The organism is Rhodobacter calidifons (assembly GCF_011174775.1).
In the GTDB taxonomy this organism is placed as follows: domain Bacteria; phylum Pseudomonadota; class Alphaproteobacteria; order Rhodobacterales; family Rhodobacteraceae; genus Tabrizicola; species Tabrizicola calidifons.
Genome location: NZ_JAANHS010000021.1, coordinates 1 through 23,036 on the forward strand (window position 1 = coordinate 1; position 23,036 = coordinate 23,036).

30 protein-coding genes and 1 tRNA gene are annotated in these 23,036 nt (G+C 60.6%); 22 read left to right on the forward strand and 9 right to left on the reverse strand.

The genetic code is table 11. The annotated features are described in order from the left end of the window. Positions 1-30: 30 nt before the first annotated feature. Both G8O29_RS16665 and G8O29_RS16670 read left to right on the forward strand, forming a co-directional pair. A tRNA-Met gene (locus G8O29_RS16665) sits at positions 31-107 on the forward strand. 412 nt (positions 108-519) lie between these two features. Next, a complete protein-coding gene (locus tag G8O29_RS16670; RefSeq protein WP_166404355.1) occupies positions 520-834 on the forward strand; it encodes a PAS domain-containing protein in 315 nt (104 codons plus the stop codon). A 239-nt stretch (positions 835-1,073) separates the two neighbouring features. Here G8O29_RS16670 and G8O29_RS16675 read toward each other — a convergent pair whose 3' ends face one another. Next, positions 1,074-1,499: a fasciclin domain-containing protein gene (locus G8O29_RS16675; protein ID WP_166404356.1), complete on the reverse strand. Its 426-nt coding sequence runs from the start codon at positions 1,497-1,499 to the stop codon at positions 1,074-1,076. A 293-nt stretch (positions 1,500-1,792) separates the two neighbouring features. Continuing rightward, positions 1,793-2,134 (reverse strand): hypothetical protein, encoded by a 342-nt coding sequence (locus G8O29_RS16680; protein WP_207623929.1) that lies wholly within the window; start codon positions 2,132-2,134, stop codon positions 1,793-1,795. A 292-nt stretch (positions 2,135-2,426) separates the two neighbouring features. On the opposite strand from G8O29_RS16680, the gene G8O29_RS16685 reads away from it, so the two are divergent. Together G8O29_RS16685 and G8O29_RS16690 are read left to right on the forward strand one after the other, a co-directional pair. Next, on the forward strand, positions 2,427-2,639 hold the full coding sequence (locus tag G8O29_RS16685) for a DUF2805 domain-containing protein (RefSeq protein ID WP_166404357.1): 213 nt from the start codon (positions 2,427-2,429) through the stop codon (positions 2,637-2,639). Further along, positions 2,636-3,205, forward strand: coding sequence for a pyridoxamine 5'-phosphate oxidase family protein (locus tag G8O29_RS16690; RefSeq protein ID WP_166404358.1), 570 nt, complete (start codon positions 2,636-2,638; stop codon positions 3,203-3,205). The genes G8O29_RS16685 and G8O29_RS16690 overlap by 4 nt, the downstream gene beginning before the upstream one ends. 45 nt (positions 3,206-3,250) lie before the next feature. Here G8O29_RS16690 and G8O29_RS16695 read toward each other — a convergent pair whose 3' ends face one another. After that, positions 3,251-3,718: a dihydroneopterin aldolase gene (locus G8O29_RS16695; RefSeq protein ID WP_242679151.1), complete on the reverse strand. Its 468-nt coding sequence runs from the start codon at positions 3,716-3,718 to the stop codon at positions 3,251-3,253. Positions 3,719-4,110: 392 nt separating this feature from the next. On the opposite strand from G8O29_RS16695, the gene G8O29_RS16705 reads away from it, so the two are divergent. Then, positions 4,111-4,755, forward strand: coding sequence for an alternative oxidase (locus tag G8O29_RS16705; protein WP_166404359.1), 645 nt, complete (start codon positions 4,111-4,113; stop codon positions 4,753-4,755). Between the two features lie 95 nt (positions 4,756-4,850). After that, positions 4,851-6,071, forward strand: coding sequence for a cysteine desulfurase (locus G8O29_RS16710; protein ID WP_166404360.1), 1,221 nt, complete (start codon positions 4,851-4,853; stop codon positions 6,069-6,071). A gap of 20 nt (positions 6,072-6,091) precedes the next feature. Here G8O29_RS16710 and G8O29_RS16715 read toward each other — a convergent pair whose 3' ends face one another. Together G8O29_RS16715 and G8O29_RS16720 are read right to left on the reverse strand one after the other, a co-directional pair. Beyond that, on the reverse strand, positions 6,092-6,724 hold the full coding sequence (locus G8O29_RS16715) for an NAD(P)-dependent oxidoreductase (RefSeq protein ID WP_166404361.1): 633 nt from the start codon (positions 6,722-6,724) through the stop codon (positions 6,092-6,094). Between the two features lie 157 nt (positions 6,725-6,881). After that, entirely contained in the window at positions 6,882-7,190 is a 309-nt protein-coding gene (locus tag G8O29_RS16720) for a hypothetical protein (protein ID WP_166404362.1), read from the reverse strand. 334 nt (positions 7,191-7,524) lie between these two features. On the opposite strand from G8O29_RS16720, the gene G8O29_RS16725 reads away from it, so the two are divergent. From G8O29_RS16725 to G8O29_RS16765, 9 genes are all read left to right on the forward strand, one after another. After that, the gene (locus G8O29_RS16725; protein WP_166404390.1) at positions 7,525-8,079 is read left to right on the forward strand and encodes an ActR/PrrA/RegA family redox response regulator transcription factor; all 555 of its coding nucleotides are present in this window, start codon (positions 7,525-7,527) and stop codon (positions 8,077-8,079) included. A 203-nt stretch (positions 8,080-8,282) separates the two neighbouring features. Continuing rightward, positions 8,283-8,687 carry a DUF4149 domain-containing protein gene (locus G8O29_RS16730; protein WP_207623931.1) on the forward strand — a complete coding sequence of 135 codons (405 nt, stop codon included), beginning with the start codon at positions 8,283-8,285 and terminating at the stop codon, positions 8,685-8,687. After that, positions 8,684-8,893 carry a DUF427 domain-containing protein gene (locus G8O29_RS18740; RefSeq protein WP_166404364.1) on the forward strand — a complete coding sequence of 70 codons (210 nt, stop codon included), beginning with the start codon at positions 8,684-8,686 and terminating at the stop codon, positions 8,891-8,893. The genes G8O29_RS16730 and G8O29_RS18740 overlap by 4 nt, the downstream gene beginning before the upstream one ends. 243 nt (positions 8,894-9,136) lie before the next feature. Next, complete coding sequence (locus G8O29_RS16740; protein WP_166404365.1) at positions 9,137-9,913, forward strand: bacteriorhodopsin-like; 777 nt, start codon at positions 9,137-9,139, stop codon at positions 9,911-9,913. 73 nt (positions 9,914-9,986) lie between these two features. Next, positions 9,987-10,823, forward strand: a complete 837-nt coding sequence (locus G8O29_RS16745; RefSeq protein WP_166404366.1) for a polyprenyl synthetase family protein — start codon at positions 9,987-9,989, stop codon at positions 10,821-10,823. Next, positions 10,813-12,321, forward strand: a complete 1,509-nt coding sequence (crtI, locus tag G8O29_RS16750) for a phytoene desaturase family protein (protein WP_207623933.1) — start codon at positions 10,813-10,815, stop codon at positions 12,319-12,321. Before G8O29_RS16745 ends, crtI begins: the two co-directional genes overlap by 11 nt. After that, complete coding sequence (locus G8O29_RS16755; RefSeq protein ID WP_166404367.1) at positions 12,318-13,169, forward strand: phytoene/squalene synthase family protein; 852 nt, start codon at positions 12,318-12,320, stop codon at positions 13,167-13,169. Before crtI ends, G8O29_RS16755 begins: the two co-directional genes overlap by 4 nt. Continuing rightward, positions 13,156-14,265, forward strand: coding sequence for a lycopene cyclase family protein (locus G8O29_RS16760; protein ID WP_166404368.1), 1,110 nt, complete (start codon positions 13,156-13,158; stop codon positions 14,263-14,265). Before G8O29_RS16755 ends, G8O29_RS16760 begins: the two co-directional genes overlap by 14 nt. Beyond that, the gene (locus G8O29_RS16765; protein WP_166404369.1) at positions 14,262-15,167 is read left to right on the forward strand and encodes a Brp/Blh family beta-carotene 15,15'-dioxygenase; all 906 of its coding nucleotides are present in this window, start codon (positions 14,262-14,264) and stop codon (positions 15,165-15,167) included. Before G8O29_RS16760 ends, G8O29_RS16765 begins: the two co-directional genes overlap by 4 nt. A gap of 98 nt (positions 15,168-15,265) precedes the next feature. On the opposite strand, the gene ubiG is transcribed toward G8O29_RS16765, so the two are convergent. From ubiG to G8O29_RS16785, 4 genes are all read right to left on the reverse strand, one after another. Further along, positions 15,266-15,979 (reverse strand): bifunctional 2-polyprenyl-6-hydroxyphenol methylase/3-demethylubiquinol 3-O-methyltransferase UbiG, encoded by a 714-nt coding sequence (ubiG, locus tag G8O29_RS16770; RefSeq protein WP_166404370.1) that lies wholly within the window; start codon positions 15,977-15,979, stop codon positions 15,266-15,268. Then, complete coding sequence (locus tag G8O29_RS16775) at positions 15,969-16,784, reverse strand: methyltransferase family protein (RefSeq protein ID WP_166404371.1); 816 nt, start codon at positions 16,782-16,784, stop codon at positions 15,969-15,971. The genes ubiG and G8O29_RS16775 overlap by 11 nt, the downstream gene beginning before the upstream one ends. A gap of 181 nt (positions 16,785-16,965) precedes the next feature. After that, a complete protein-coding gene (locus G8O29_RS16780; RefSeq protein WP_166404372.1) occupies positions 16,966-17,370 on the reverse strand; it encodes a thiol-disulfide oxidoreductase DCC family protein in 405 nt (134 codons plus the stop codon). Positions 17,371-17,754: 384 nt separating this feature from the next. After that, positions 17,755-18,432: an XRE family transcriptional regulator gene (locus tag G8O29_RS16785; RefSeq protein WP_166404373.1), complete on the reverse strand. Its 678-nt coding sequence runs from the start codon at positions 18,430-18,432 to the stop codon at positions 17,755-17,757. A 108-nt stretch (positions 18,433-18,540) separates the two neighbouring features. On the opposite strand from G8O29_RS16785, the gene G8O29_RS16790 reads away from it, so the two are divergent. The 7 genes from G8O29_RS16790 (at position 18,541) to G8O29_RS16820 (ending at position 23,030) form a co-directional block, all read left to right on the forward strand. Further along, complete coding sequence (locus G8O29_RS16790; protein WP_166404354.1) at positions 18,541-19,224, forward strand: hypothetical protein; 684 nt, start codon at positions 18,541-18,543, stop codon at positions 19,222-19,224. 202 nt (positions 19,225-19,426) lie between these two features. Beyond that, positions 19,427-19,630: a helix-turn-helix transcriptional regulator gene (locus tag G8O29_RS16795; protein WP_166404374.1), complete on the forward strand. Its 204-nt coding sequence runs from the start codon at positions 19,427-19,429 to the stop codon at positions 19,628-19,630. Further along, positions 19,630-19,992, forward strand: a complete 363-nt coding sequence (locus G8O29_RS16800; protein ID WP_166404392.1) for a hypothetical protein — start codon at positions 19,630-19,632, stop codon at positions 19,990-19,992. The genes G8O29_RS16795 and G8O29_RS16800 overlap by 1 nt, the downstream gene beginning before the upstream one ends. Positions 19,993-20,019: 27 nt before the next feature. Then, a complete protein-coding gene (locus G8O29_RS16805; RefSeq protein ID WP_166404375.1) occupies positions 20,020-20,508 on the forward strand; it encodes a hypothetical protein in 489 nt (162 codons plus the stop codon). After that, positions 20,505-21,374 (forward strand): ATP-binding protein, encoded by an 870-nt coding sequence (locus tag G8O29_RS16810; RefSeq protein ID WP_166404376.1) that lies wholly within the window; start codon positions 20,505-20,507, stop codon positions 21,372-21,374. Before G8O29_RS16805 ends, G8O29_RS16810 begins: the two co-directional genes overlap by 4 nt. 19 nt (positions 21,375-21,393) lie before the next feature. Beyond that, a complete protein-coding gene (locus G8O29_RS16815; protein ID WP_166404377.1) occupies positions 21,394-21,993 on the forward strand; it encodes a hypothetical protein in 600 nt (199 codons plus the stop codon). An 11-nt stretch (positions 21,994-22,004) separates the two neighbouring features. After that, entirely contained in the window at positions 22,005-23,030 is a 1,026-nt protein-coding gene (locus tag G8O29_RS16820; RefSeq protein ID WP_166404378.1) for a DEAD/DEAH box helicase, read from the forward strand. Positions 23,031-23,036: the final 6 nt, after the last annotated feature.

Genomic DNA, 23,036 nt, shown 5'->3' on the forward strand with positions numbered 1-23,036 from the left:
CGATCGCAGCACAAAGCCCTCGGGAACAGACGCGGGGTGGAGCAGCCCGGTAGCTCGTCAGGCTCATAACCTGAAGGCCGCAGGTTCAAATCCTGCCCCCGCAACCAAAAATAATTGCGATAACAAACGCTTAAGAGCCGCCCTTCGGGGCGGCGTTTGCATTTGCAAAACCCGTGGAAGCACTGTGGAAGCAACAGGGCGCGAAGTCCTTCATACTACTTCGAATTCCTCTTCCTACCGCGACAGTCGGCGACTTACGGAGTGCCTCGAAAAAGGTTCTTCTGTGCGAACGCTCACCGGCTTAGGCAACTTTCCAGCCGAAGGAGGACGTGGCATCCAGCGATGACCGTGGCGCCTCAATCTGTCATGCACTAAGCTATACTGCAAACCACCAACATTGCGGAGGCCGAGGAAGGCTAGTTTACCGCAGTCTTACCCCACGAGGAGAAGTATTCCGTGTCCAAACAAGATCTTGATGAGACCTTCCTAAGGTCCCTCTTGGAGGGAGACGAGGTGGAAATGAGCGTGGTTTTTTCTGACCCATCTCTTCCGGACAACCCGATGATCTTCGTGAGCGACGAGTTCGAGGAACAGACGGGTTATAGACCTGATGAAGCCCTTGGGCGAAACTGTCGTTTCCTACAGGGCGCAGATACCAATCCCCACGCCATCGAAGCGATCCGGCAAGGCCTGAAGGCGGAGACGCGGTTCACCATCGATATCCTGCATTACCGCAAAGATGGATCGGAATTTCTTAACCGGCTGCGCATCCGTCCGATTTATGATGGCGACGGACGTTTGATGTTCTTTGCTGGCGCACAGAACCCGGTTTGATGGAGGACACGCCCACGTTTGCGCACTATGCCTGACTAATGGTCGGTTTGTTTTGAGTGGGAAACACATAGGCTGAACCGCAATAACGTTATGCGTAATGTTCCAGACATTCACTCTTTTTCAAAGCGGGGCTTGTTTTCAGAAGGTTATGAAATTGATTTACCGACAGTCGGTCTGACACTGCGACGAAAGATGCCCGGCGCGAGCGCCGGGCAATGATCAACTTGTTTTTCGTGCAATCACTCGGTTGGCATCAGTACGGCATCGATGACGTGGATCACGCCGTTGGTACAGTCGATGTCTGCCGCAACGACTGTGGCACCGTTGACGGTCACGCCCGTGGTAGCGTCGACGTGGAGTGCCTGACCATTGACGGTGGCGGGCTCGAGCTTTTTGCCTGCGATATCCGCCGCCATGACTTTGCCTGCCATCACGTGGTAGGTCAGGATCGCGGTCAGCTTGGTTTTATTCTCAGGCTTGACCAGTTCTTCGACCGTACCGGCTGGCAGTTTGGCGAAAGCATCGTCGTTGGGCGCGAAGACAGTGAAGGGGCCTTCGCCTTTCAGTGTGGCACCAAGGTCAGCAGCGGTCACAGCCGCAACCAAAGTTTTGAACGTGCCTGCGGCGACGGCGGTGTCTACGATGTCGTGAAGGGTGTTTGACATTAGAATGGCTTCCTATTTTGAAGAAAATGCAAAAAGACAACTGTCGACGGGCTCACAATCGATGAGAGCCGCGCATGCAATGGTCCGAGTGTGAAGACACGAAGCCGGGCTCAAACTTTACAAAGCGCCCTTCCTCGATTGAAAGGTAGCGCTGCATTGGATCAATGCAACTGGTGGATCTGTCGGGCGGCGGAAAGACTTTTGCTGCCTGCCGCAAGATCGGCAATCCTCGCGAACAGGAAGGATGAAGCAGCCGAACAAGTGCTTGTCGACGCAAGTCGCAGCGTCATGTTTCAGGAGCCACCCGCCGTCCTGCCTTTGCCCCGCCATGCCAGCGACTGCTGGTTTAGCACGTTCAGGTCGGTCCTTTCCGCGATTATCTGATCGCAAAGCTGCACTGCCTCCGCGGCCTGCGCTTGGCTGAGGTGCTTGTACGCCGGGCGGGCGATGTGGTCATACCACACCCCGCTGCAAATTGTGTCGAGTACGATCCGCTGAAAGCAGTGATCGTTTCGAACCGGCCATTGCCGTTTGCTGGTTTGCGCGAGTGCGGGCATGACCGTGCGGGTCAGATGCAGATACTGCTCGACGGGTGTGAGGTGGATCGGTGGCGGCAAATCGAAACTGCGCTGCATCTTGTCTTCCGGTGATGGGATGGGCTTAGGCCGATCGGGTATTGTTAGCAGAACCAAATCCACTTCGCGTCGCATGCCGTCCACCCTAAAAACGGAACACGAGCTTACGACCGCAATCGAGATATGGCTTCATGGCTGTGAAATCCAACTGTCCCTCAAGCAGGTGTTCAACGGTGACAAAACTGCACAGCGCCACTCGGCCGCGCAACAAGGCCGATGCCTCATGCTGCATGAACGGCCTCGATAGCACGGGTGCTTGACTTCTTGATGCGGCAAAGACACCTCCAGGCCTATGAAAAGCAAAATCCTCGACCCTGCGACACTTGGTGAAATCATCGAGATGGCGCTTAGCGATCATGCCAGCTTCGATCAGATCCGCACTTTGCGCGGGCTGGGGCCAGACGAGGTAAAGGCACTGATGCGACAAAACCTGAAATCCGGCAGCTATCGCACCTGGCGCAGACGTGTGCGCGCCTTTTCCGACCGGCGCGAGGTTTACAAATGAAGGCTGACCCCCATCCCTGGGCCTGCGATCTGTCGCAACTGTATGCCGAGGTCTGGCGGCGCCTTACCCGCGGTGTTCACGACCGGCATGCCCCGGCCCGACACCCGACACTGGCAACTGTCAGCCCGGAAGGCAGGCCGCAGGCCAGAACGGTTGTCCTGCGCGCGGCCGACAAAGCGGCGGGCACGCTGGATATTCATACCGATCTGCGGTCAGCCAAGGTCGGAGATTTGGGCGTCACACCATGGGCAGCGTTGCATGTGTGGGACGCCTCGGCCCATCTGCAACTGCGGCTGGAGGCTCACGTCACACTTCTGACCGGTCCGGACGTGGCGGCGATCTGGGCGAGCGTGCCCGCAGGTTCGCGATTGTCTTACGGCAGCACTCCGGCACCCGGCCAGCCCATCGCACAGGCGCTGGATTACACGAAAGCCGCCGACCCGGCGTCCTTTGTCCTCTTGCGGCTCGCGGTGGCAACTGTAGACGCCTTGCATCTTGGCCCGAACCATCGCCGCGCCCGGTTTGATCGCGACGATGATTGGGCGGGGATGTGGCTTGCACCCTGAGATTCGCAACGCTTGAAACCGCGGCTTTCACAGCGACTGCACGCTTCAGGCTATGGCGTTGCGCAGCGCGGCCATCGCTTCGCCATCAACGATCAAGCGCACCCCAAGCGTGCCGGTCCCGGACAGAACCGGTCGCTTGCGCAGGCAGATGTCCAACGCCTCGATCAGGGGATACCCGGCGCAGGCTTCGACGATGCAAGTTACCAGCCGCTCTTGAGTCTCATAGTGGTGGGCACGCGCCAGCGTGTCGATGTGCCGGATCAACGGATCATAGTCGAACACAAGCGCCATCTCATCCCGCGGAACCATCACCAGATGCGGCGCAATCGTCAGGGTAAGATCCAGCAGATGTGCATCTGGTACTACATCATCCGGACCGTAAGTCCCGATCCGCACAGCGATCTGCAGGTCTTTCAGTTCGACGTAACTCTGTGATGGCAAGGCCAAGCCTTCGTTTTCTGTTCGGGGTGCAGGAACGGCCGGGCAAGGCCGCGTCACCCGCACGGAAATCATACTTACGCGTCATCATCCAGTGCTGCCTCGCCCGCAGCGGTTAGGCCCAGCTTCAGAAGCTGCTGTGTCAGCAGGGCTTTGTAGCGCCTCTGGCGTCTACGGGCCTTCGCACCGGACGCGCGCCAACCCTCCCGCTTGTCCTGCACAAGCTCTTCTAGATCGGCGGCAACCGTTATCTTTCCTGCGTCAGATGGTGACGTTCGCTTGGACATCACCAAGCTATAGAAGCCCGCTGCCATGCGGCAAGCACGGCGCACCCGATATCAGAGATGGCGAAAGCCGTCGTGTTCGATCGCCACACCGAACCAAGGGCTGTTTTGCCACATCCTTTGAAGATGAAACCGAGGTGATACCGCCTATATTATTGTTACGCAGAAATGAAATGAAGCGCCATGAAACACAGTCACGACTTCACACCTGACACCCTGAACATCCACCACGCGCCGGTCGGCATGAATGATCGAATTGCACTCGGTGTGGTCAAGACGATGCGGGTTTTCGCGGATCGGTTCTTCGCAAAACGCTATGGGCACCGCGCCGTGGTGCTTGAAACCGTCGCCGCAGTTCCGGGGATGGTTGGCGGCCTGCTGCAGCACCTTCGCGCGATCCGGCACATTCGCGACGATCAGGGCTGGATCAAGGAATTGATCGAAGAGGCGGACAACGAGCGCATGCACCTGATGACGTTCATCCAGATTGCGCAGCCAAGTCGGCTGGAGCGGACGCTCATCATGGTGGCGCAGGCCGTGTTCTATAACCTGTATTTCTTCCTGTACCTGCTGGCCCCCAAGACGGCTCATCGGGTGGTCGGTTACCTCGAGGAAGAGGCGGTGATCAGTTACACCCATTACCTCGAAGAGATCGACTCCGGTCGGGTTGAAAACGTACCGGCACCGCAGATTGCTCTAAAGTACTGGAACTTGCCGTCAACTGCGCGGCTGCGCGATGTGGTGATCGTCGTGCGCGCAGATGAGGCACATCACCGCGACACCAACCATCACTTCGCCAACCAGATCGCCAAAGGCGCACATTCCTGAGCTGAGTGCGCAGGTGGGGCTGTCTGAATGCGATCGGGCGACCCCAGCGATCAAGGCGGAGTCGCTGGTCACAGAAATTCAAAGGAATTGCAGCAATGCTTGATGTGGAAATGATCCGCCGGGACTTTCCGATTCTGTCGCGGCAGGTCAATGGCAAGCCATTGGTCTATCTAGACAACGGCGCTTCGGCCCAGAAGCCGCAGGTCGTTATTGATGCCATCTCAACCGCCTATTCGCAGGAATACGCCAATGTGCATCGCGGTCTGCATTACCTTTCCAATCTGGCGACCGACAATTACGAACGCGTGCGCGGCATTGTTGCGCGCTTTCTGGGCGCGGCCAGCGAGGATGAGATCGTCTTCAACTCGGGTGCGACCGAAGGCATCAACATGGTCGCCTATGGCTGGGCAATGCCCCGCATGCAGGCAGGCGATGAGATCATCCTCAGTATCATGGAACACCACGCCAATATCGTGCCGTGGCATTTCCTGCGCGAACGTCACGGCGTGGTGATCAAATGGGTCGATGTGGACAGCACGGGCGCGCTGGACCCGGTAAAGGTGCTGGAGGCGATCACGCCGCGTACCAGGCTGATCGCCGTCACGCACTGCTCCAATGTTCTGGGCACCGTCGTAGACGTGGCGGCGATTTGTGCGGGAGCACGGTCGCGCGGCGTGCCGGTTCTGATTGATGGCAGCCAGGCGGCTGTCCACCTGCCGATCAAAGTCCAGGAAATCGGCTGCGATTTTTACGCGGTGACTGGCCACAAATTGTACGGCCCTTCGGGGTCAGGCGCGATCTATGTCCGCCGGGACCGGATGGCCGAGATGCGGCCCTTCATGGGTGGTGGCGACATGATCCGCGAGGTTATGCGCGATCACGTCACCTACAACGATGCACCGATGAAATTCGAAGCTGGCACACCTGGCATCGTGCAGACCATCGGTCTGGGCGTGGCATTGGAGTACATGATGGAACTCGGGATGGCCAACATCGCCGCGCATGAGAACCGGCTGCGCGACTATGCCCGTACGCGGCTTGACGGTTTGAATTGGATCACGGTGCAAGGCACCACGCCCGACAAAGCCCCAATTTTCTCTTTCTCGATGCAGGGCGCGGCGCATCCGCATGACATATCGACCATCCTCGACAAGAAGGGAGTCGCTGTGCGTGCAGGCCAGCACTGCGCCGGGCCGCTGATGGCGCACTTGGGGTTGAATGCCACCTGCCGCGCCTCGTTCGCTGTGTACAACACAAGTGCCGAGGTTGACGTGTTGATAGATGCGCTGGAGCTGGCGCATGACTTGCTTGCCTGACCGCCGTCGAACGACCCTGATCAGTTGACCAGTACTGGCGATGCGCCGATGAAGCTGCGATCCTCGATTTGCTTGACGAGGAAATCCGCGACATTCGCGCGCGCGATGACCCCGTTTCGCCATTCAGCTGGTTCGCGAAGCACCTTGTATCTCCCTGTTCGCGCACCATTCAAAAGCACGCCAGGCCGCGCAATCGTCCAATCTAGGCCGCTTTGCTTGATGAGCTTCTCCTGACGGCTCTTGTCGTCATAGGCGCGACCAAACACAATCTTGAACGGAATTCTTTGCAACGGGGCAATACTTGCTTGGCTATCCCCGGCTCCAAAGCCCGTGATGCAAATCAGGCGGTTGACGCTCTTGTCTTTCATGGCCGCGATCAGAACACGCGTCGCCTCAGAGAACAGATGCACGGGCTTGAACAAATCGCCCAAACCGACGCCGAGCGTTACGATGACCACATCAATTCCGGTAAGTGCAGCCTCTACATCTTGCTGATTCAAGGCGTTACCCTGCACCTTTTCCAATTTCGCATCAGACTGGTTTATTGATGTTGCGGATCGTGCCAAAGCGCGCACGTCATATCCTGCGGCAAGCGCTTGACGTGTGGTTTCAAGACCAATGCCTTTGCTGGCGCCAATGATCAATATCCTCATGTTGTATTACCCCGCTTCTGTGTGGTAATCGAATATTTCGCCAGAATTTCGCATAGTTTTCCATCGGATATAATAGAAATACATAGCCACACGCTCTTTTCTAAGGGGCCTGCGCTAACCATCTTCAATTTAAACTTGTGACCGGTAAGTGGGAAAATCAATCATGTTCTCCATCAGAGCGACGCCCCGCACCGCGCATGAAGAGTTTAGGACGCTTTGCAGCAACTGTAAAAGTTGCAACGGTGACGGCCGCTGCTGCAATGAGGACGGAGTGTCCAAGGATGCTTGCAGCCAGAAACGTATAACTTCCGATCGCGACCGAAAAACTAACTGCCCACATCAAGCCCAACACCTGCAGCACATAGTGTCGGACGCTGACATCAGGAATATGCCGCAGCGGGCTTACGTTGTGGTCAAACACAAAGTTCCACGCGTAGATGATGGAGGATTTTACGTTTGTAATCATGGCATTGGTTCCTTCTCTGGCTGACAAGACATAACCGCAGGCCACGCATACTCTGCACTCATGTAAAAAGATAGCGTTGAGGCGCCGCGGTTCCAGCCGGGTGGATCAAGTTAGGCACAGGTTGGGGCGATAATGAAGGCACCGTCCAACGGTCGGTAGCCATCTCTCAAAACCAGATTCTTCGAAGCTCCCCGCTCAGACTTGCGTTCTTCCCGTTTGGGTAAGCTCTTATCGCATTTGTTCAGTGTCCGGCCTTCTCCCTTAGATCGACCCGGTGATGTTTGACCGCATCGCGTGTCACGCTACCTTCGTGACAAGAAAAGGAATGAATAAAATGTTGAACTCGCTCACGACAGACAGTCAAGCTGATCGGACGTTGCTTTTGGTCGATGACGATGAGGCATTCGTAAAGCGTCTTGCGCGGGCGATGGAAAAGCGTGGGTTTCTGCCTGAGACCGCGCAGTCCGTGGCAGCTGGCCGTGGTATCGCCCTGTCCCGCCCGCCGGCCTGTGCGGTCGTTGACCTTCGGCTGGAGGATGGAAGCGGCCTTGATGTCGTCGAGGCTTTGCGGGAGCGTCGCCCGGACTGTCGCATCGTGGTGTTGACCGGGTACGGTGCAATTGCAACGGCGGTGGCGGCCGTAAAAATCGGTGCCACCGATTATCTTGCAAAACCCGCAGACGCCGACGACGTGACAAACGCCCTCTTGTCCCGGACAAACACGCGGCCCCCGGCCCCGAAAAATCCGATGTCTGCCGACAGGGTGCGGTGGGAACACATCCAACGCATCTATGAGTTGTGTGATTGCAACGTTTCGGAAACGGCACGTCGGTTGACGATGCATCGGCGGACTCTGCAGCGGATCCTGGCGAAACGCAGTCCTGTGTGAGAAAGGCATAATCACTCGGCACATGGTCCCCGACGGCCTCCCCCACAAAGATAGTGTCTCGGCCCAGTCTGACCGCGCCCTGCTACGAGCGGTTACAGACTGATGTGGGTGTCAAACGCACCGAGGCGCGACGTTTCTTTCTGCAATCCGCAGGTAGTGACTGCACTTAACCCGGGCTGCGCCCATAACATTGAGACCTCGTGATGCTTGTAGCCGCTCTTCTTGCGACCTCGCTGCTCTTCGGCGGCATGGTTCTGTACTCCTTCGGTTTTGCCGCCTTCTTGTTCACGGCGCTACCCGCCAATGTCGCGGGCCCGACGATCCGCCGGGCCTTCCCACATTTCTACTTGTTTGTGATGCTCAGTGCCGCCGCAGCGGCAGGCCTCGTCTGGGCCCACGACGCGTTGGCCGCCGGGCTTCTGGCGCTAATTGTGGTAACAACGATTCCCGCCCGCCAGGTTCTGATGCCCGCCATCAACCGCGCGACGGATGCAGGCGCAAAATCCCGGTTCAAATGGCTGCACGGTCTATCGGTTGCCATTACGCTGGTGCATATCGGGCTTGCGGGCGTTGTGCTGACACGGTTTCTCACGACGGTCCTGACATGACCGAACTTCCACCTGAGAATGTTCAATTGTACCCCCGCCCTCCTTCTATAGAAACCGTCGAACAGTGCATTATCATTCAGTTGGGTTGCGCGGTAATTGCTGATATGGTGCGAGCTTACCGCGTGCTGGAGACGCACCACGCGCCGACCTATTATTTTCCACCCGAGGGTGTCCACTCAACACGAAAAACTTTGAGGGTAACGTAAAGGGCGCACCTGGCACCCTGCACTGGTAGATCGGTTTTTTCTATTTTCTTATTAAGCTGGATTTATTTCGATCTTTTGGAACGCAGCTTTGGTGAGCCCAACAATTGGACTTCTATGTTCTGTAAACTTGTCTGACCCAATAAGTGTAAATCAACTGCGACATTCTGTCTGCCCCCATGTCGAACGAACCGAAATGCCCTACCTCCCTCTCACAGCGTGTTTAAGATGCCGATGGAGCAAAACATGGAAAACATCTCGGTGGGGCAATACGACCTCATATACAATGCTTTCTCATTTGCGTTTGCCACTCTTGCTGCAGCAACCATCTTTTTTTGGTTGGGCCGCAGTCAGGTGGCACCGCAATATAAGACGGCAATGACAATCACGGGTCTTGTGACGTTCATTGCTGCTTACCACTACTTTCGAATCTTCGAAAGCTGGGAGGCAGCCTTTAACGTGGCCGACGGAACCATCACTGCGACCGGATACGCGTTCAACCGGGCTTACCGTTACGTTGACTGGCTCTTGACAGTGCCATTGCTATTGGTCGAACTGATTCTCGTCATGGGTCTGAGCCGTTCAGAAACGGTATCGCGCGCGACAAGGCTCGGACTGCTGGCCGCTCTGATGATCGTGCTCGGTTACCCGGGCGAAGTGGCCACCACGAATGGTGCACGCTGGCTCTGGGGGAGCTTGTCGATGATCCCGTTCCTGTGGATCGTCTACGAACTGTTCGTCGGCCTTTCCAAAAGCATCGCTGCACAGCCCGAGGATGCACGCGGCTTGGTCAGCACAGCACGATATGTGGTGGTCGGAAGCTGGGCATTTTACCCGATCGTGTATTTTGCCGGAGCGGTGGGCCTCGACGGTGGCGCGGCGGCAACCGTGGTCGAAGTGGGTTACACGGTCGCGGACATCACCGCCAAAGCGGTGTTCGGTGTGCTGATCTTCCTGATCGCGCAGCGCAAGAGTGTGGCTTACTTCGCCAGTCTGCGGTCCGCAGGTCAGCCTGCTGAGTGAACCAATTGGCTGCCCGCGATCTAGCGGGCAGCCTTTTCTCTCCAACATCTTCAGCTGTTGACGGGAGTTGGTCATGCCGATGCGGATCCATTCTAATATTAGCGTGGTTGAGCATGTCATGCGCGATCTTCTTCTGGGCGGGCCTGTCGCACTCGCTGCAAAGTACCATCTCGACGGCGGGGGCAGCAGAGCGCGGGCCATTCTCGCCTTGGATGCCGCTTCGGCGCTCAATCTTGACGATACTGCGGCAACCTCCTGCGCCTGCGCCGCCGAGTTGCTGCACAACGCATCGCTCGTGCACGATGATCTTCAGGAGCAAGATGCAACCCGGCGGGGACGACCAGCTCTTTGGCGGAAGTTTGACGCTGCGACAGCCATTTGCGCGGGCGATCTCATGATATCGGCCGCATTCGCGAGTCTTGCAGCCCACCCAGATCTGCGCCGTGCGTTGATCCTCACACACGAAGCGGTTGCGAAAACAGCGCATGGGCAAGTCGATGATGCGCTCGCCCGAACGGCGACATTAGCCGATTACCACATGCTGGTCGGGGCAAAAACCGGCCCTTTGCTGGCGTTGCCGGTTCGACTTGCTCTGTGTGCTGCCGGCGCGCCGGGCGATGAAATTGCAGCGGATATCGGACGAAAGCTGTCAGTGGCCTACCAGGTACTGGATGACCTGACCGATGTTGACGACGACCGCGCGGCAGGCCGGGTGAACATCTGCGTATTGTTTGAAGCAAGCGGGCACTCGCGCCCAACCGCCGCGATGATTGCGCGAGGTGAGGCGCAGAGTGCGCTGCAAACAGCGCGAAACTTGGCAGATCGTCTGCCAAACAATGTTGGGATTGCTTTTTGTAACCTCGCTGACCGTCTGGACAGCGCCTTGATGGAGCTTGCAGATGCCGCGTGATACCATGAATGAAACGCAGCCCCGGGCAATCGTTGCTGGCGCTGGCTTTGGTGGAATTGCCGCAGCGTTGCGCCTGCGCGCGCGCGGCTACAACGTGCATCTGATCGACAGGTGCGCGCGTCTCGGCGGGCGTGGACAGGTTTTCGAGCACGAGGGCTTTCGCCACGATGCCGGGCCCACAGTTTTGACGGCACCCCACCTGTTTGAAGAGTTGTTCGCGCTTTTTGGCAAGCGCATGGACGACTACATCGAGTTGGTCGAGCCCGATCCATGGTACCGGTTCCACTTCCACGATGGGGAAACCTTTGACTACGGTCCGACCGAGGCCGCCACCGAAGCTGAGATTGCGCGACTGTCCCCGCGCGACGTAGATGGCTATCGCCGCCTTGGCGCGTGGTCGAAGAAAATATACGACATCGGGTTCGAGCGGCTTTCCACGACACCGTTCCACTCCATCGGTTTCATGCTGCGTCAGATCCCCCATCTTGTGCGGCTACGATCCTATGAAAGCGTCTGGTCGATGGTCGGCCGCTTCATCAAGGATGATCGCCTGCGCAGGGCGTTTTCAATCCAGCCGCTGCTGGTGGGCGGCAATCCGTTTGAAACCACCGCAATCTACGGGATGATCAATCATCTCGAACGCACCCACGGCATCTGGTTTCCCAAAGGCGGGACAGGCGCGCTTGTCGATGCGCTGGAAAAGCTGATGCTGGAGGAAGGTATCCAGATCACTCTCAACACCACCATCGAACGGATAAAGCTGGACGGCGATCGCGCGACGGGCGTGGTCCTGGAAGGCGGGCGAGAGCTGGATGCAGGGGTGGTCGTGTCGAACATGGACCCGATGCATGTCTACCGGACCATGTTGCCGAAATCGGTGCAATCGCCCGTGGCAAGGATCAGGGCAAAGAATGCGCGGCTTTCCATGGGCCTCTACGTCCTTTTCTTTGGCGCGAACCGCACCTGGCCGGAAGTGGCACACCACACCGTCTGGTTCGGTGAACGCTACAAGGAATTGCTGAGCGATATTTTCCGTCGCAAGGTGCTGGCCGAAGACTTTTCCCTTTATGTGCATCGCCCCACCGCGACAGACCCCAGCTTTGCCCCGCAAGGCAAGGACAGTTTCTATGTCCTGTGCCCGGTCCCCAACCTTGCCGGAGGCCAGGATTGGTCGATAGAGGGGCCAAAACTGCGTGACCGCATCGTGGCCGCACTGGATGCGTCGATGCTTCCGGGATTGTCCGGGGCGATCACGGCCGAATTCGCGATGACCCCGGAGGATTTCAAATCCGATTACCTGTCGGTCGATGGCGCTGGTTTCTCACTGTCGCCATTCTTCTCGCAATCGGCGTGGTTCCGGTTTCACAATCTGGGTGAGGGGGTGCAAAACCTTTACTTCGTGGGGGCTGGCACCCATCCGGGGGCAGGACTGCCCGGCGTCGTGTCATCCGCCAAGGTTCTCGATACAGTGATACCGGCGGCGGCGGCGTTCGCATGACACCCGAGGCGATGCTGTCCCATCACGCTCGCAGTTTTGCGCCTGCCGCTCGATTGTTGTCGCGCAAGGATCACGCACAGGTGGCGCGGCTTTATGCCTTGTGCCGCACGGTGGACGATCTTGCCGATACTATCGGCGGGCCGGAAGTCCATGCACGGCTTTCGGCAATGGCAGCAGACCTGCGGGCCGGAAGAGGATCGGACCCTCTTGCCGCGGAAGCGCTGGTACTCTTTGCCGGACGGCCGGCGGGGTTGGCCGCCTATGTGCGATTGGTCGAGACGGTGGCAGAGGATACCGGCGCTACCTGCATTCCAAACGATGCTGCGCTTGAAAGCTACTGCACCGGGGTTGCTGGAACGGTCGGCGTGATGGTCTGCGCCCTTTTCGATGTGGCACCCCGCTGGCATGCCCGCGCCGCCGATCTGGGCAAGGCCATGCAGCTGACCAATATATGCCGCGATGTGTTCGACGATGCGGCGGCAGGGCGCCGATATCTGCCGTACACCTTGTGTCCGCACACACCTGGCGACATCGCTGCAGAAACGCCCGAAGCCCGCAATAACGTGCGCATCGCGGTCGCCGAGTTGCTTACTCGTGCAGACGTGCTTTACGCCGTAGGGCGGACGGGTTTGCCCGCGCTTCCTTTGCGGCTGCGTCTTGCGGTGTCGGCCGCGACGGCAATGTACGCTGGAATCGGATCAGAGCTGCGCGCGCGGGCCTGCGACCCAGCACAGGGGCGCGTTTACGTTCCGACGCGGCGCAAGCTGCTGCTGGTTTCGCAGGGTCTGCTGACCGATCTCCTCCCACGCTTCGGGACCGACTCAGGACAGTCTCATGCCCCGTCCTGACGTCGATATCGCCATCCTTGGTGGCGGCTGCGCGGGTCTGAGCCTCGCGGTTCGACTTGCGAGAGTCGGGCGTGATCTGTGTGTGATCGAGCCGCGAACAAGCTACAGCGACGATCGCGCGTGGAGCTTTTGGCGCACCGCTCCAGATCCATTCGAGGATTGTGTGCGCGCATCCTGGGCGCATTGGGATGTCAGCGGACCGGGCGGCACGGTGCGGCGCGGTTCATCCCGGATGCAATACCAGAATGTTGCCGCGGGTCCATTTTATGATCGGGCGCAATCTGTAATTGCTGACAATCCAACGGCAGCACTGTCGCTCGGAACTTCTGCAAGCAGCATCCGTCGATTGGCCAGTGGTTGGCAGATCGAAACGGACGCGGGCACACTCACGGCAAACCATGTGGTCGACACCCGACCGCCAAGACGTGCTCCAAGCTATGGCCAGTTCTTCCTTGGATGGGAAATTCGCACGGAACGGGCGGTTTTCGATCCCGATCGCGTGCATCTCATGCAGTTTCGCAAGGCGCGCAGCCGCGGCGTCGATTTCGTCTACACACTGCCGTTCGCCCGGGATCGTGCTCTTGTCGAGGTGACGTCCTTCGCGCCGGAAAACCCTGGGCCAGACGTTTTCAAAGCCTGGCTCGATGCCGAAATCGCAGCCCTGGACCCGGGGCGTTTCGAGGTGCTGCGCGAGGAGGCTGGTGCGCTTCCAATGCATGTCGGATTTGCCGATCCACGCGAGTTGGGTGTGATCGGCATGGGGCTGAGCGGAGGTGCCGCGCGCCCCTCCACCGGCTATGCGTTCACGCGTATTCAGGCACAGGCCGACCATGTGTTCCATGCCTTGCAGCGCGGAACGTCGCCGCACCCACGGCTGGACGGCTCCGCCACCCGTTTCATGGACCGCGTGTTCTTGCAGGTTCTGCAAACAATGCCGGAACGCGGTCCGGCATTGTTCGAGACGCTGTTTCGCAACGCGCCGCCCGACCGGCTGGAACGGTTTCTTTCGGGCTCGACACGGGCGGTCGACAGATTGTCCGTCATGAGATCCTTGCCGACTTTGCCATTTCTTCGGGCAGCGCTGGTTCCAGCATGATTGCATCACCGCGTTGGCAGGCCGTGCTGTTTGGCGCGGTCTCGGTTCTCGCCCTCGGATTTCAAATCACGATCCAACCCGACCTGATCCTGCAGCTTCTGCTTCTGGCGCCCCTGGTTGCCATCCTCGGACTGCCGCATGGCGCTCTTGACTTGCCCATTGCCGAGGCTGTCTGGCCCCTTGATGGGTTGCGTGGCAAGCTGCGGTTTGTGGTCATCTATCTGGGTCTCGCCGCAGGCGTGATCGTGACTTGGCTGTTGGCCCCCGGCTTTGCCCTCGTCGCCTTTTTGACGTATTCGGTTCTGCATTTTTCGGATGATTGGTCAAAGGCCGCATCGCCACTGCGATGGACCGGCGGTGTTGCCACAATCGGCGCGCCCGCATTGTTTTATCCAGAAGAGGTGACAATACTTTTTGCCTACCTTGCGCCGCCTTCTGCCGCCCAATTCAGCGCAACTGCGACAGCGATTGCAGGTTCCGTCGGGTTTTGCGTCTTCATCGGGGCAATGCTGTTGAAGCCGGATACGCGTGGGCAAGCCGCGGTCGAGCAGGCCATCCTGTGGGGCATCGGGGCGTTGTTGCCCCCCCTTGTTTTTTTCGGAGTTTATTTTTGCGGTTTGCATTCGATCAGGCACTTCAACGCAACAATCCAATCCCTGCCACAAACGCGGCGCGCACTCGGAATTGCAGCGTTCCTCTCTGGTCTCATTATCCTTGCGGCCATATTTTTTGTGCAGAATCAGACAGTCGGAAGTTCAGGCCCGCTCCCAAAAGATATCGTTCAGGCGATCTTCATCGGTCTTGCAGCCCTTACGGTACCGCACATGATCCTGATAGGTCGCTTCAATAGTTTATCTGGTGGACGGGGTAATTTGAAGACGCGCCAAAGTAGCGGCAGGTAGCAGTTTGGCGCGTCGTGGGTCCCCGCCAGCTGCAGGACGTGGACCAGTTCCGGTGCTAGAGAGCGTGTAGGATCGCACGTTGTCGAGCGCAGGGTCGGTCATGCATGGCCACCGGTAGCTGGTTTTTGCGCAATCCCCATGTAAAGGATGGCGGCCAAAGGCAGGGGGCCGAAGGTCAGGTCGCCCCGCCGATTGATGCCACGCGGGCCAAGGCCAGTAATGGGGCCCGGCACCAGCCCTGCACCTTGCAGCGCCACGCGCAATTCAGCCGGTTTGATGAACATCGCCGGGTCATGCGTGCCGCGCGGCAAAAGGCGCAACACATCCTCTGCGATGGTGATGGTGGCCAGCCGGGCAAGGGGGTTGCGGTTAATCGTGTCGAACAGGAACAACCCGCCGGGGCGCAGGGTGCGTGCTACCTCAGACAAAACCTTGTTCAGGTCGGCCACATGCTCCAGCACATCGACGCACACCACAGCGTCAAAACTCGCGTCGTCATAGGGCAGGGCCTCACCCCCCCCCACATCGTAGCCGATGCTCAGTTTGCCTTCGCGGGCATGGTCGCGGGCGGCGTCGATCGCCTCGGCGGCGGGGTCGATGCCGGTGACGTCAGCGCCCCGTCGCGCAAGCGCCTCGGCCATGAAGCCCCCGGCGCAACCAAGGTCGAGAACGGTTTTGCCCGCCCAGTCGATCTGGCGGTCGAACCAGGCCAGCCGCCCAGGGACAAGGTTCTTCAGCGTGCGGACCCAGCGGATGTCATCGGACCACCAGCGGTCGGCCACCTTGTCGTAGATCGTCAGGTCATTGCGCATTGGGGCGGTCCTTGGGCAAGCGGGGCAGGGCATAAGGCACGTCAGCGCGATACCGCGCGAAGCGGTCACCGTAGCGCTGGGCAAAGCGGCGTTCCTTCAGGCGTGGGGCAAGCAGGCAATAGGCGGTGAAGCTGATCGCCAGCATCAGCTGGTCTGGCGTCCAGACCGGCACGGTCCACAGTGTCAGGGCAAAGGCCACATAGATCGGCTGGCGGATCAGGCGGAACAGCCCCTGCGTTGGCATATCGGGAAATACTGGCCGAATGCGCGCCATGAGCGACATCCACCCCAATGCACCGGACTGAACCTCGGCTCCGGCGTCGAAGCTGGCTTTCAACAGGATCAGCCAGCTTGCGCCATAGGCCGCCGTGACCACCCAGAACACCGCCCCATCCGCCTGCCACCAGACGATGCCCGACGGCGTCCATAGTGCGAATAGCGCCAGAAGCTGGGCCGAAGCGATGATGGCATAGGTGGTTGTGGCCAGCGTCTGGCCATGCCGTCCGGGGACCAGCCGGGCCAGCAAGCGCCCGCCGGGGCCGGTCAAAAGCAGTGAATGGGCCAACGGAAACTGCACGATCAGGGCGGCATTGGCCAGCGCCGCCCATGGCCAGGGCACGGCGCCGAGACTTTCGCTCAGGCCAAAGAACATCGCTACAATCATTGCCAGCACGCCCGCGGCAAACAGCGTGTGGCAGAGCGCCCCAAGGCCGAGCGCGAGAGCGATCCGCCCGGCACCGCTAGGCGGGCGCAGGGCGGCGCGGATCAAGGTTACCAGCCGAGCGACGCGGGGATCTGTCAACATCGTCGGCCCCGCGCCAGAATGTCGTCGGCGATAGCGGTGCCGCTGTCCCACGTGGCCTCGACCCGTGCGCCAAAGCACCAGCCGCCGACACGAAACAAGGCTGCGTCTGCGCTACGCAGGAAGGGCAGGCCAAGCGCCGGTGTCACACGTGCATCACGCCGGAGGAGGGCGACGGCCTGCGTCACGTCTTCGTTCGTGACAGGGAACGGTTCGACTTTTTGCGCAGTCGAAGCCGATGCCAGCGGTAGATTGCAAGGGCGAGGACAAAATCATAGGCCGCACAGGCGACCTGTCTGATCCCCGGCAAGCCTACGACCCTAGCCAGCCAGCGATACTTTGGCATTTGTGCCCACAGCACCAGAAACGCCGGAATCCCCGATGTCAGCGAGCCCTCATGCAGCACGTAAAGGCGCCGAGCGGCAGTATCAGCATCCAACCCCCATTGATCCCTTGCGTCGGTGTTCAGATCGTCGAACCGGATCGGCAGGTCGTTTGCAACTGCATATCGCGCATAGTTCTGTATCTCAAAGTTACAGATCGGACAGGTGGCGTTGAAGAGAACCGAGGTTTTGGGGCTGTTTTCCATGTAGGAGAAATAGAACAACGGAGCGTGAAATCCATCATTCACCGTTGTCATCTTTCAACGCTGGAGAAAGATTGGTTTGGCGTTCTCTGGGCGATCTGACTTCTGTTTGACCACACAGGCCGGCTCGTGGACGGAACTATCGGTGGTTGGGATGTGCTGATCTTCAGCAGGTTTTCCAATCCAAGGCGCGCATGTCCCTCGCCGTGGTGTCGATTGACAACCCTGCCCCTCTTGACGCATGTCTACATCATCGCAGAGTTGCGCCCGGAGAGAAATCTCGCGGGCGCTTTTTAGTTTGTGGCGTTGGGACGGCGCGCAGCAGGCCAGCCAGGAAGAGCTGCTGTCCTTTGGTTGAAGCGGCGCTGATCCTGACAACGGCTACCCTCAAATCTCCCGCGCGAACCAGCGGATGCGGCCGATGATGCGGATCTCTTCGGCTGTGCGTTCATACTCGGGATAGAGCTTGTTGTCCGAAATCACCCGCACGGCGGGCGGGTCGCTGTTCGGGATATGCTCGAGCCGCTTGGCGACCAGCCCCATCCCATCGTCGAGCACGAAGATGCCGGGTGGGTTGGGCAGCTGGCGCGTTATGTCGACCAGCACCGCGTCGCCGCCAAGCAGGGTCGGTGCCATGCTGTCGCCTTCGACGTGCATGATCCTGAGCTGCGCGGGGCTGGCTTTCAGCTTGTGGCGGATCCACGACTGGCGGAAGTGGTAGGCGCGGCCGGGCGTATCGCCATCCTCGGTCACCACCGCGCCGCCCCCCATGGCGGGGCGAGGCGCGGCATGGGCAATCGCCACGAAGGCATCGTCGGGGTTTTCGACGAAGGGGGAGGGGCCTTCGACCTCGCCGATACCGTGGATCAGCCAGTCGCGATCCACCTTCAGCACCCGGGCAATATCAGCAAGCCGGTCGATGCCGGGGCGCGAGGATCGCCCGCGCAGGATGTCATAGACGAAGGAGCGGTTGACCCCTGCCATTTCTGCGACATGGGCCGGTGCCAGGCCAAGCTGATCTGAGCGGGCCCGCAGACGGTCGGCCAAGGTGTGGTTCTCTCTCATGTTGTCCCCAGCGCCATGTGGATAAGATAGGATAAGACAGGATTGAGTTGGGATCGTCAAGCGGCTAGAACAAAAGCCAAACACTTTGCATCGGAATCGGGGGCCAGGATGGAGATCGAGAAGGCATATTTCACCCTGGCGGAGGTGCTTGACCGCTGGTCATTGCCCGAGGCCGACGTCGCCTATCTGGCCGAGAATGACCAGCTGCGACTGTCGATCCGGATCCTCAACCTGCCGATCGAGTTCGGTGATTTCGAGGAAACGGACGACGGCAGATGCTACTCGATCCCCTGTGAACGGTCCTCGTTCAACGGGCTTCTCGATCTGCATGTCCAGGATGTCTTCCAGCTTTTCCGTATCGGCGAGGTCAGCGTTACCCGGTTCCGGACCGCAAAGGCGGACTACGCCTGCTTCTACGGATCGCGCGAAAGCCTGACAATCCGCAAGCCAGATTTGATGCTAAGGCGCGAAGAACGCGACCGTTTCGAGGCGGCGACAGGCTTCGGCGGTGCCTCGGGCATGAAGCTAGCGGGCGGATTTCACGCCTCTGCCGACTATCAGAATGTCCGCTGCCATGGCCGGGAGTTCCGGCTGGGTCCGATCCAGGCACAGGTCGTGCGGATCCTGCATGCGGCGGCCAAGCAGGGCGATCCGTGGCAGAGCGGCAAGGCGGTGCTTTCGCAGGCGGGGTCGCGCAGCCTCAAGATGGCCGACGTCTTCAAGTCCAAGAAGGACTGGCCGCTGCTCATCGAGTCGAACGGCCGTGGGGCCTATCGCCTCGCGGGCCTCTGAGTCGGACCCTCCGCGCGTCCCAGTTTGCTCCCCGCTGTGGGATGCACCGGGGGATGGAGGGGGATGGCGATCCCACCGTCATACGTTTCATCCCATGATTGAAACGGTCCGGCTGATCCCCCGCCATATCCCACTCTGATCCCGACGACATCCCCGCATCGCGCCGTGCATCTTCCTCCCAACGACACACCGGGAGAGGACGATGCAGACCAGAACCTGCCTGAACCAGACCGAACTTGCCGCGCGCTGGAGCATTTCGGCGCGCACCCTTGAACGCTGGCGCTGGACCGGCGAGGGCCCGGCCTTCCTGAAGATCGGGGGCCGTGTGGTCTATCGGCTCGAGGATGTGCTGGCCTATGACCAGGCCCGCCAGCGGCGCAGCACTGCGGATCGGGGCGCGGCATGATGGCCCGGCATTCCACCATCCGTGCCACCGGCGTCGTGTCGATCTTCGGCGCAGCCGGACCTGCCCTTGATGAGGTCGGGCTTTCGGCCTGGATCGCGCAGGCCGCACCCGGCGAGACGCTGGTCTACCATCGCGGCTTTCTCGCGGTCGATGCGACCTCGGTGATCTCGAAACTGCCCGCTGAACAGCAGCGCACCCTTCGCCTGGTGGCATCGGCCGCGTTGCGCGCCGCCGAGCAGGGCCTCGTCCACCTCGTCCAGGCCCGGATCGGCCCCGACCAGTTCGCCTACATCGCCATCGCCCGGACCAGACCGCGCCAGGCCGGTCCCTCCCTTTCGGTGCGCCTCCTCGAGGCCGCCTGACCCCATTCCCCTATCACGGAGACCCCCATGACGTTCCCGCAGAACACCCCCAGCATCGATCAGCTGATCAACCTGCCCGCTGGCGAGATCGCCCAGCTGCCTGTCGAGCTTCTCGCTGCCCTGCAGCGCGAGATCGACGCCGCGGCGAAGCAGATGAAGGCCGTCACTGCGCGCTTTTCCACCGCGCTTGAGGTCCGCTATGCCACCCGCGCCGCCGAGGCCCGCCGCGCCTGCGGCAAGGACAACGGAACCGTGCGCCTGGTCGATGGTGATTTCACCGTGGTCGCGGACCTCCCGAAGCGGGTCGAGTGGGACCAGGCCAAGCTCGCCGCCATGGTCGAGCGCATCCGCGCCGCGGGCGAGGATCCGGCCGAATACGTCGAGATCAGCTTCAAGGTGCCCGAGCGCGCCTACTCCGCCTGGCCCGAGGCGATCCGACAGGGCTTCGAGCCCGCCCGCACCGTCAAGACCGGCACGCTGAAGATCGACCTGCTGCCGCAGGAGGATCGCGCGTGAGCCTGCCCATCATCACCGCCGACCAGCGGCTGGCCGAGCCGCGCGGCATCAAGGGTTGCATCTTTGGAAAGTCCGGCATCGGCAAGACCAGCCTTCTCTGGACGCTCGACCCCGCCCGTACGCTGTTCATCGACCTCGAGGCGGGCGATCTGGCCATCGAGGGCTGGCCCGACGACAGCATCCGGCCGCGCACATGGGCCGAGTGCCGGGATTTTGCGGTCTTCATCGGCGGACCGAACCCGGCCTTGCGCGACGAGCAGCCCTACAGCCCCGCGCATGATGCCGCCATCTGCCAGAAGTTCGGCGATCCCGCCGCGCTCGATCGCTACGACACGATTTTCGTCGACTCGATCACCGTGGCGGGGCGGCTCTGCTTCCAATGGTGCAAGGGCCAGCCGGAAGCGGTGTCGGAGAAGACCGGCAAGCCTGACGTCCGCGGCGCCTACGGGCTGCACGGGCGCGAGATGATCGCATGGCTGACCCACCTCCAGCACACCCGGGGGCGCAACGTCTGGTTCGTGGGGATCCTCGACGAGAAGTTCGACGACTTCAACCGGCGCATCTTCCAGCCACAGATCGATGGATCGAAGACCGGGCTCGAGCTGCCGGGGATCGTCGACGAGGTGATCACCATGGCCGAGTTGAAGGCTGATGGTGGTGATCCCTACCGCGCCTTCGTCTGCCACACCATCAACCCTTGGGGTTTCCCGGCCAAGGACCGCTCCGGTCGTCTTGGCCCGGTGGAAGAGCCGCATCTTGGCCGCCTGATGGACAAGATCCGCGCCCTCGGCACGCCCGCGCCAAGGCGCCTGACCTTCACGCCGCCCGCTGAAGGCGCGGCTGATCACCCCCATCCGCAATCCTGACCCGCAAAGGAGACACCCCATGGGTTCCTGGAACGACTTCAACGACGCCCAGTCCAACACAAACCTCATCCCCAAGGGCACGCTGGCCAAGGTCCGCCTGACCATCCGGCCGGGCGGCTTCGACGATCCCTCGCAAGGCTGGACCGGGGGCTATGCCACCCGTGGCTCGACTGGCGCGGTGTACCTGAACGGCGAGTTCACCGTCACCGAGGGCCAGTATGCCCGGCGCAAGATCTTCACGCTGATCGGGCTCTACAGCCCGAAGGGCCCGGATTGGGCTAACATGGGCCGCAGCATGATCCGCGGCATGTTGAACTCGGCGCGCGGGATTTCCGACAAGGACCAGTCGCCGCAGGCGCAGTCTGCGCGCCGGATCAACGGGCTCGGGGATCTCGACGGGATCGAGTTCCTGGCTCGGATCGACGTCGGCACCGATGCGACCGGCGACGACAAGAACGAAATCCGCAGCGCGGTAACGCCGGACCATCGGGATTATGCCCAGAACATGGGGTTGGCGGTGCAACCCGGCTATCACCCGCCCGCGCAACCCGCGCCGCAGCAGTCGGTCCAGCAGCAGCCCGCGTCGCCGGTGCCCGGTCGTCCCTCTTGGGCGCAGTGAGGGCCTGATCCATGCGCCTTCGCCCCCGTCAGAGCCTGTTCGTGGAGCGCAGCCTCGCTGCGCTCTGCGATCACGGCAACACCCTCAGCATCGCGTCGACGGGCTTCGGAAAGACCATCGCCCTGTCGGCGGTTGTCGCCAAGTCCCTTGAGGGCAATGATGCCAAGGCATGCGTCTTTGCGCATCGCGACGAGTTGACCGCGCAAAACCGGGCGAAGTTCGGCCGGGTCGCACCTGAAATCACCACCTCCGTCGTCGATGCCGAGGCCAAGAGCTGGGCCGGACGGGCGACCTTCGCCATGGTGCCGACCCTCTCGCGGCCGGCCAATCTGGCGGCGATGCCCGCGCTCGACCTTCTGGTCATCGACGAGGCGCATCACGCAGTGGCCGACAGCTATCGCCGGATCATCGACCATGTCCGGGGCGCCAATCCTGCCTGCCGGATCTTCGGCGTCACGGCGACGCCCAACCGGGGCGACCGCAAGGGGCTGCGCGAGATCTTCGACAATGTCGGCGACCAGGTGAAGCTGGGCGAACTGATCGCCTCGGGCCACCTCGTCCCGTCACGCACCTTCGTCATCGACGTGGGCGTGCAGGACCAGCTGCGTGCCGTGCGCAAGAGCGCTGCCGACTACGACATGACCGAAGTCGCGCAGATCATGAACCGCGCGCCGGTGACCGACGAAGTGGTCCGCCATTGGCAGGACAAGGCGAGCGAGCGGCCGACCGTGGTCTTCTGTTCCACGGTCGCCCATGCCGAAAACGTCGCGGCCGCCTTCAACGCCGCAGGGGTTGCCGACACCTCGCTGATCACGCAGGCGATCGACGGCACACCTTGCGAGCTGGTCTTTGCCTGGAGCCTCGGCGCCAACGCCAGCTTCACCTCCACGGCGCACGCCGTGTACCTGCCGCGCCCTCGCATCGAGATCCCGGGCCCGCAGGGCATCCAGGCCACCTTCGACTGGCAGGCGGCCAAGGCCACCAGCCCCGCCCGGATGTGCACCGCCGTCCTCGTCAACACCGTCGCCACCTATTGAGAAGGC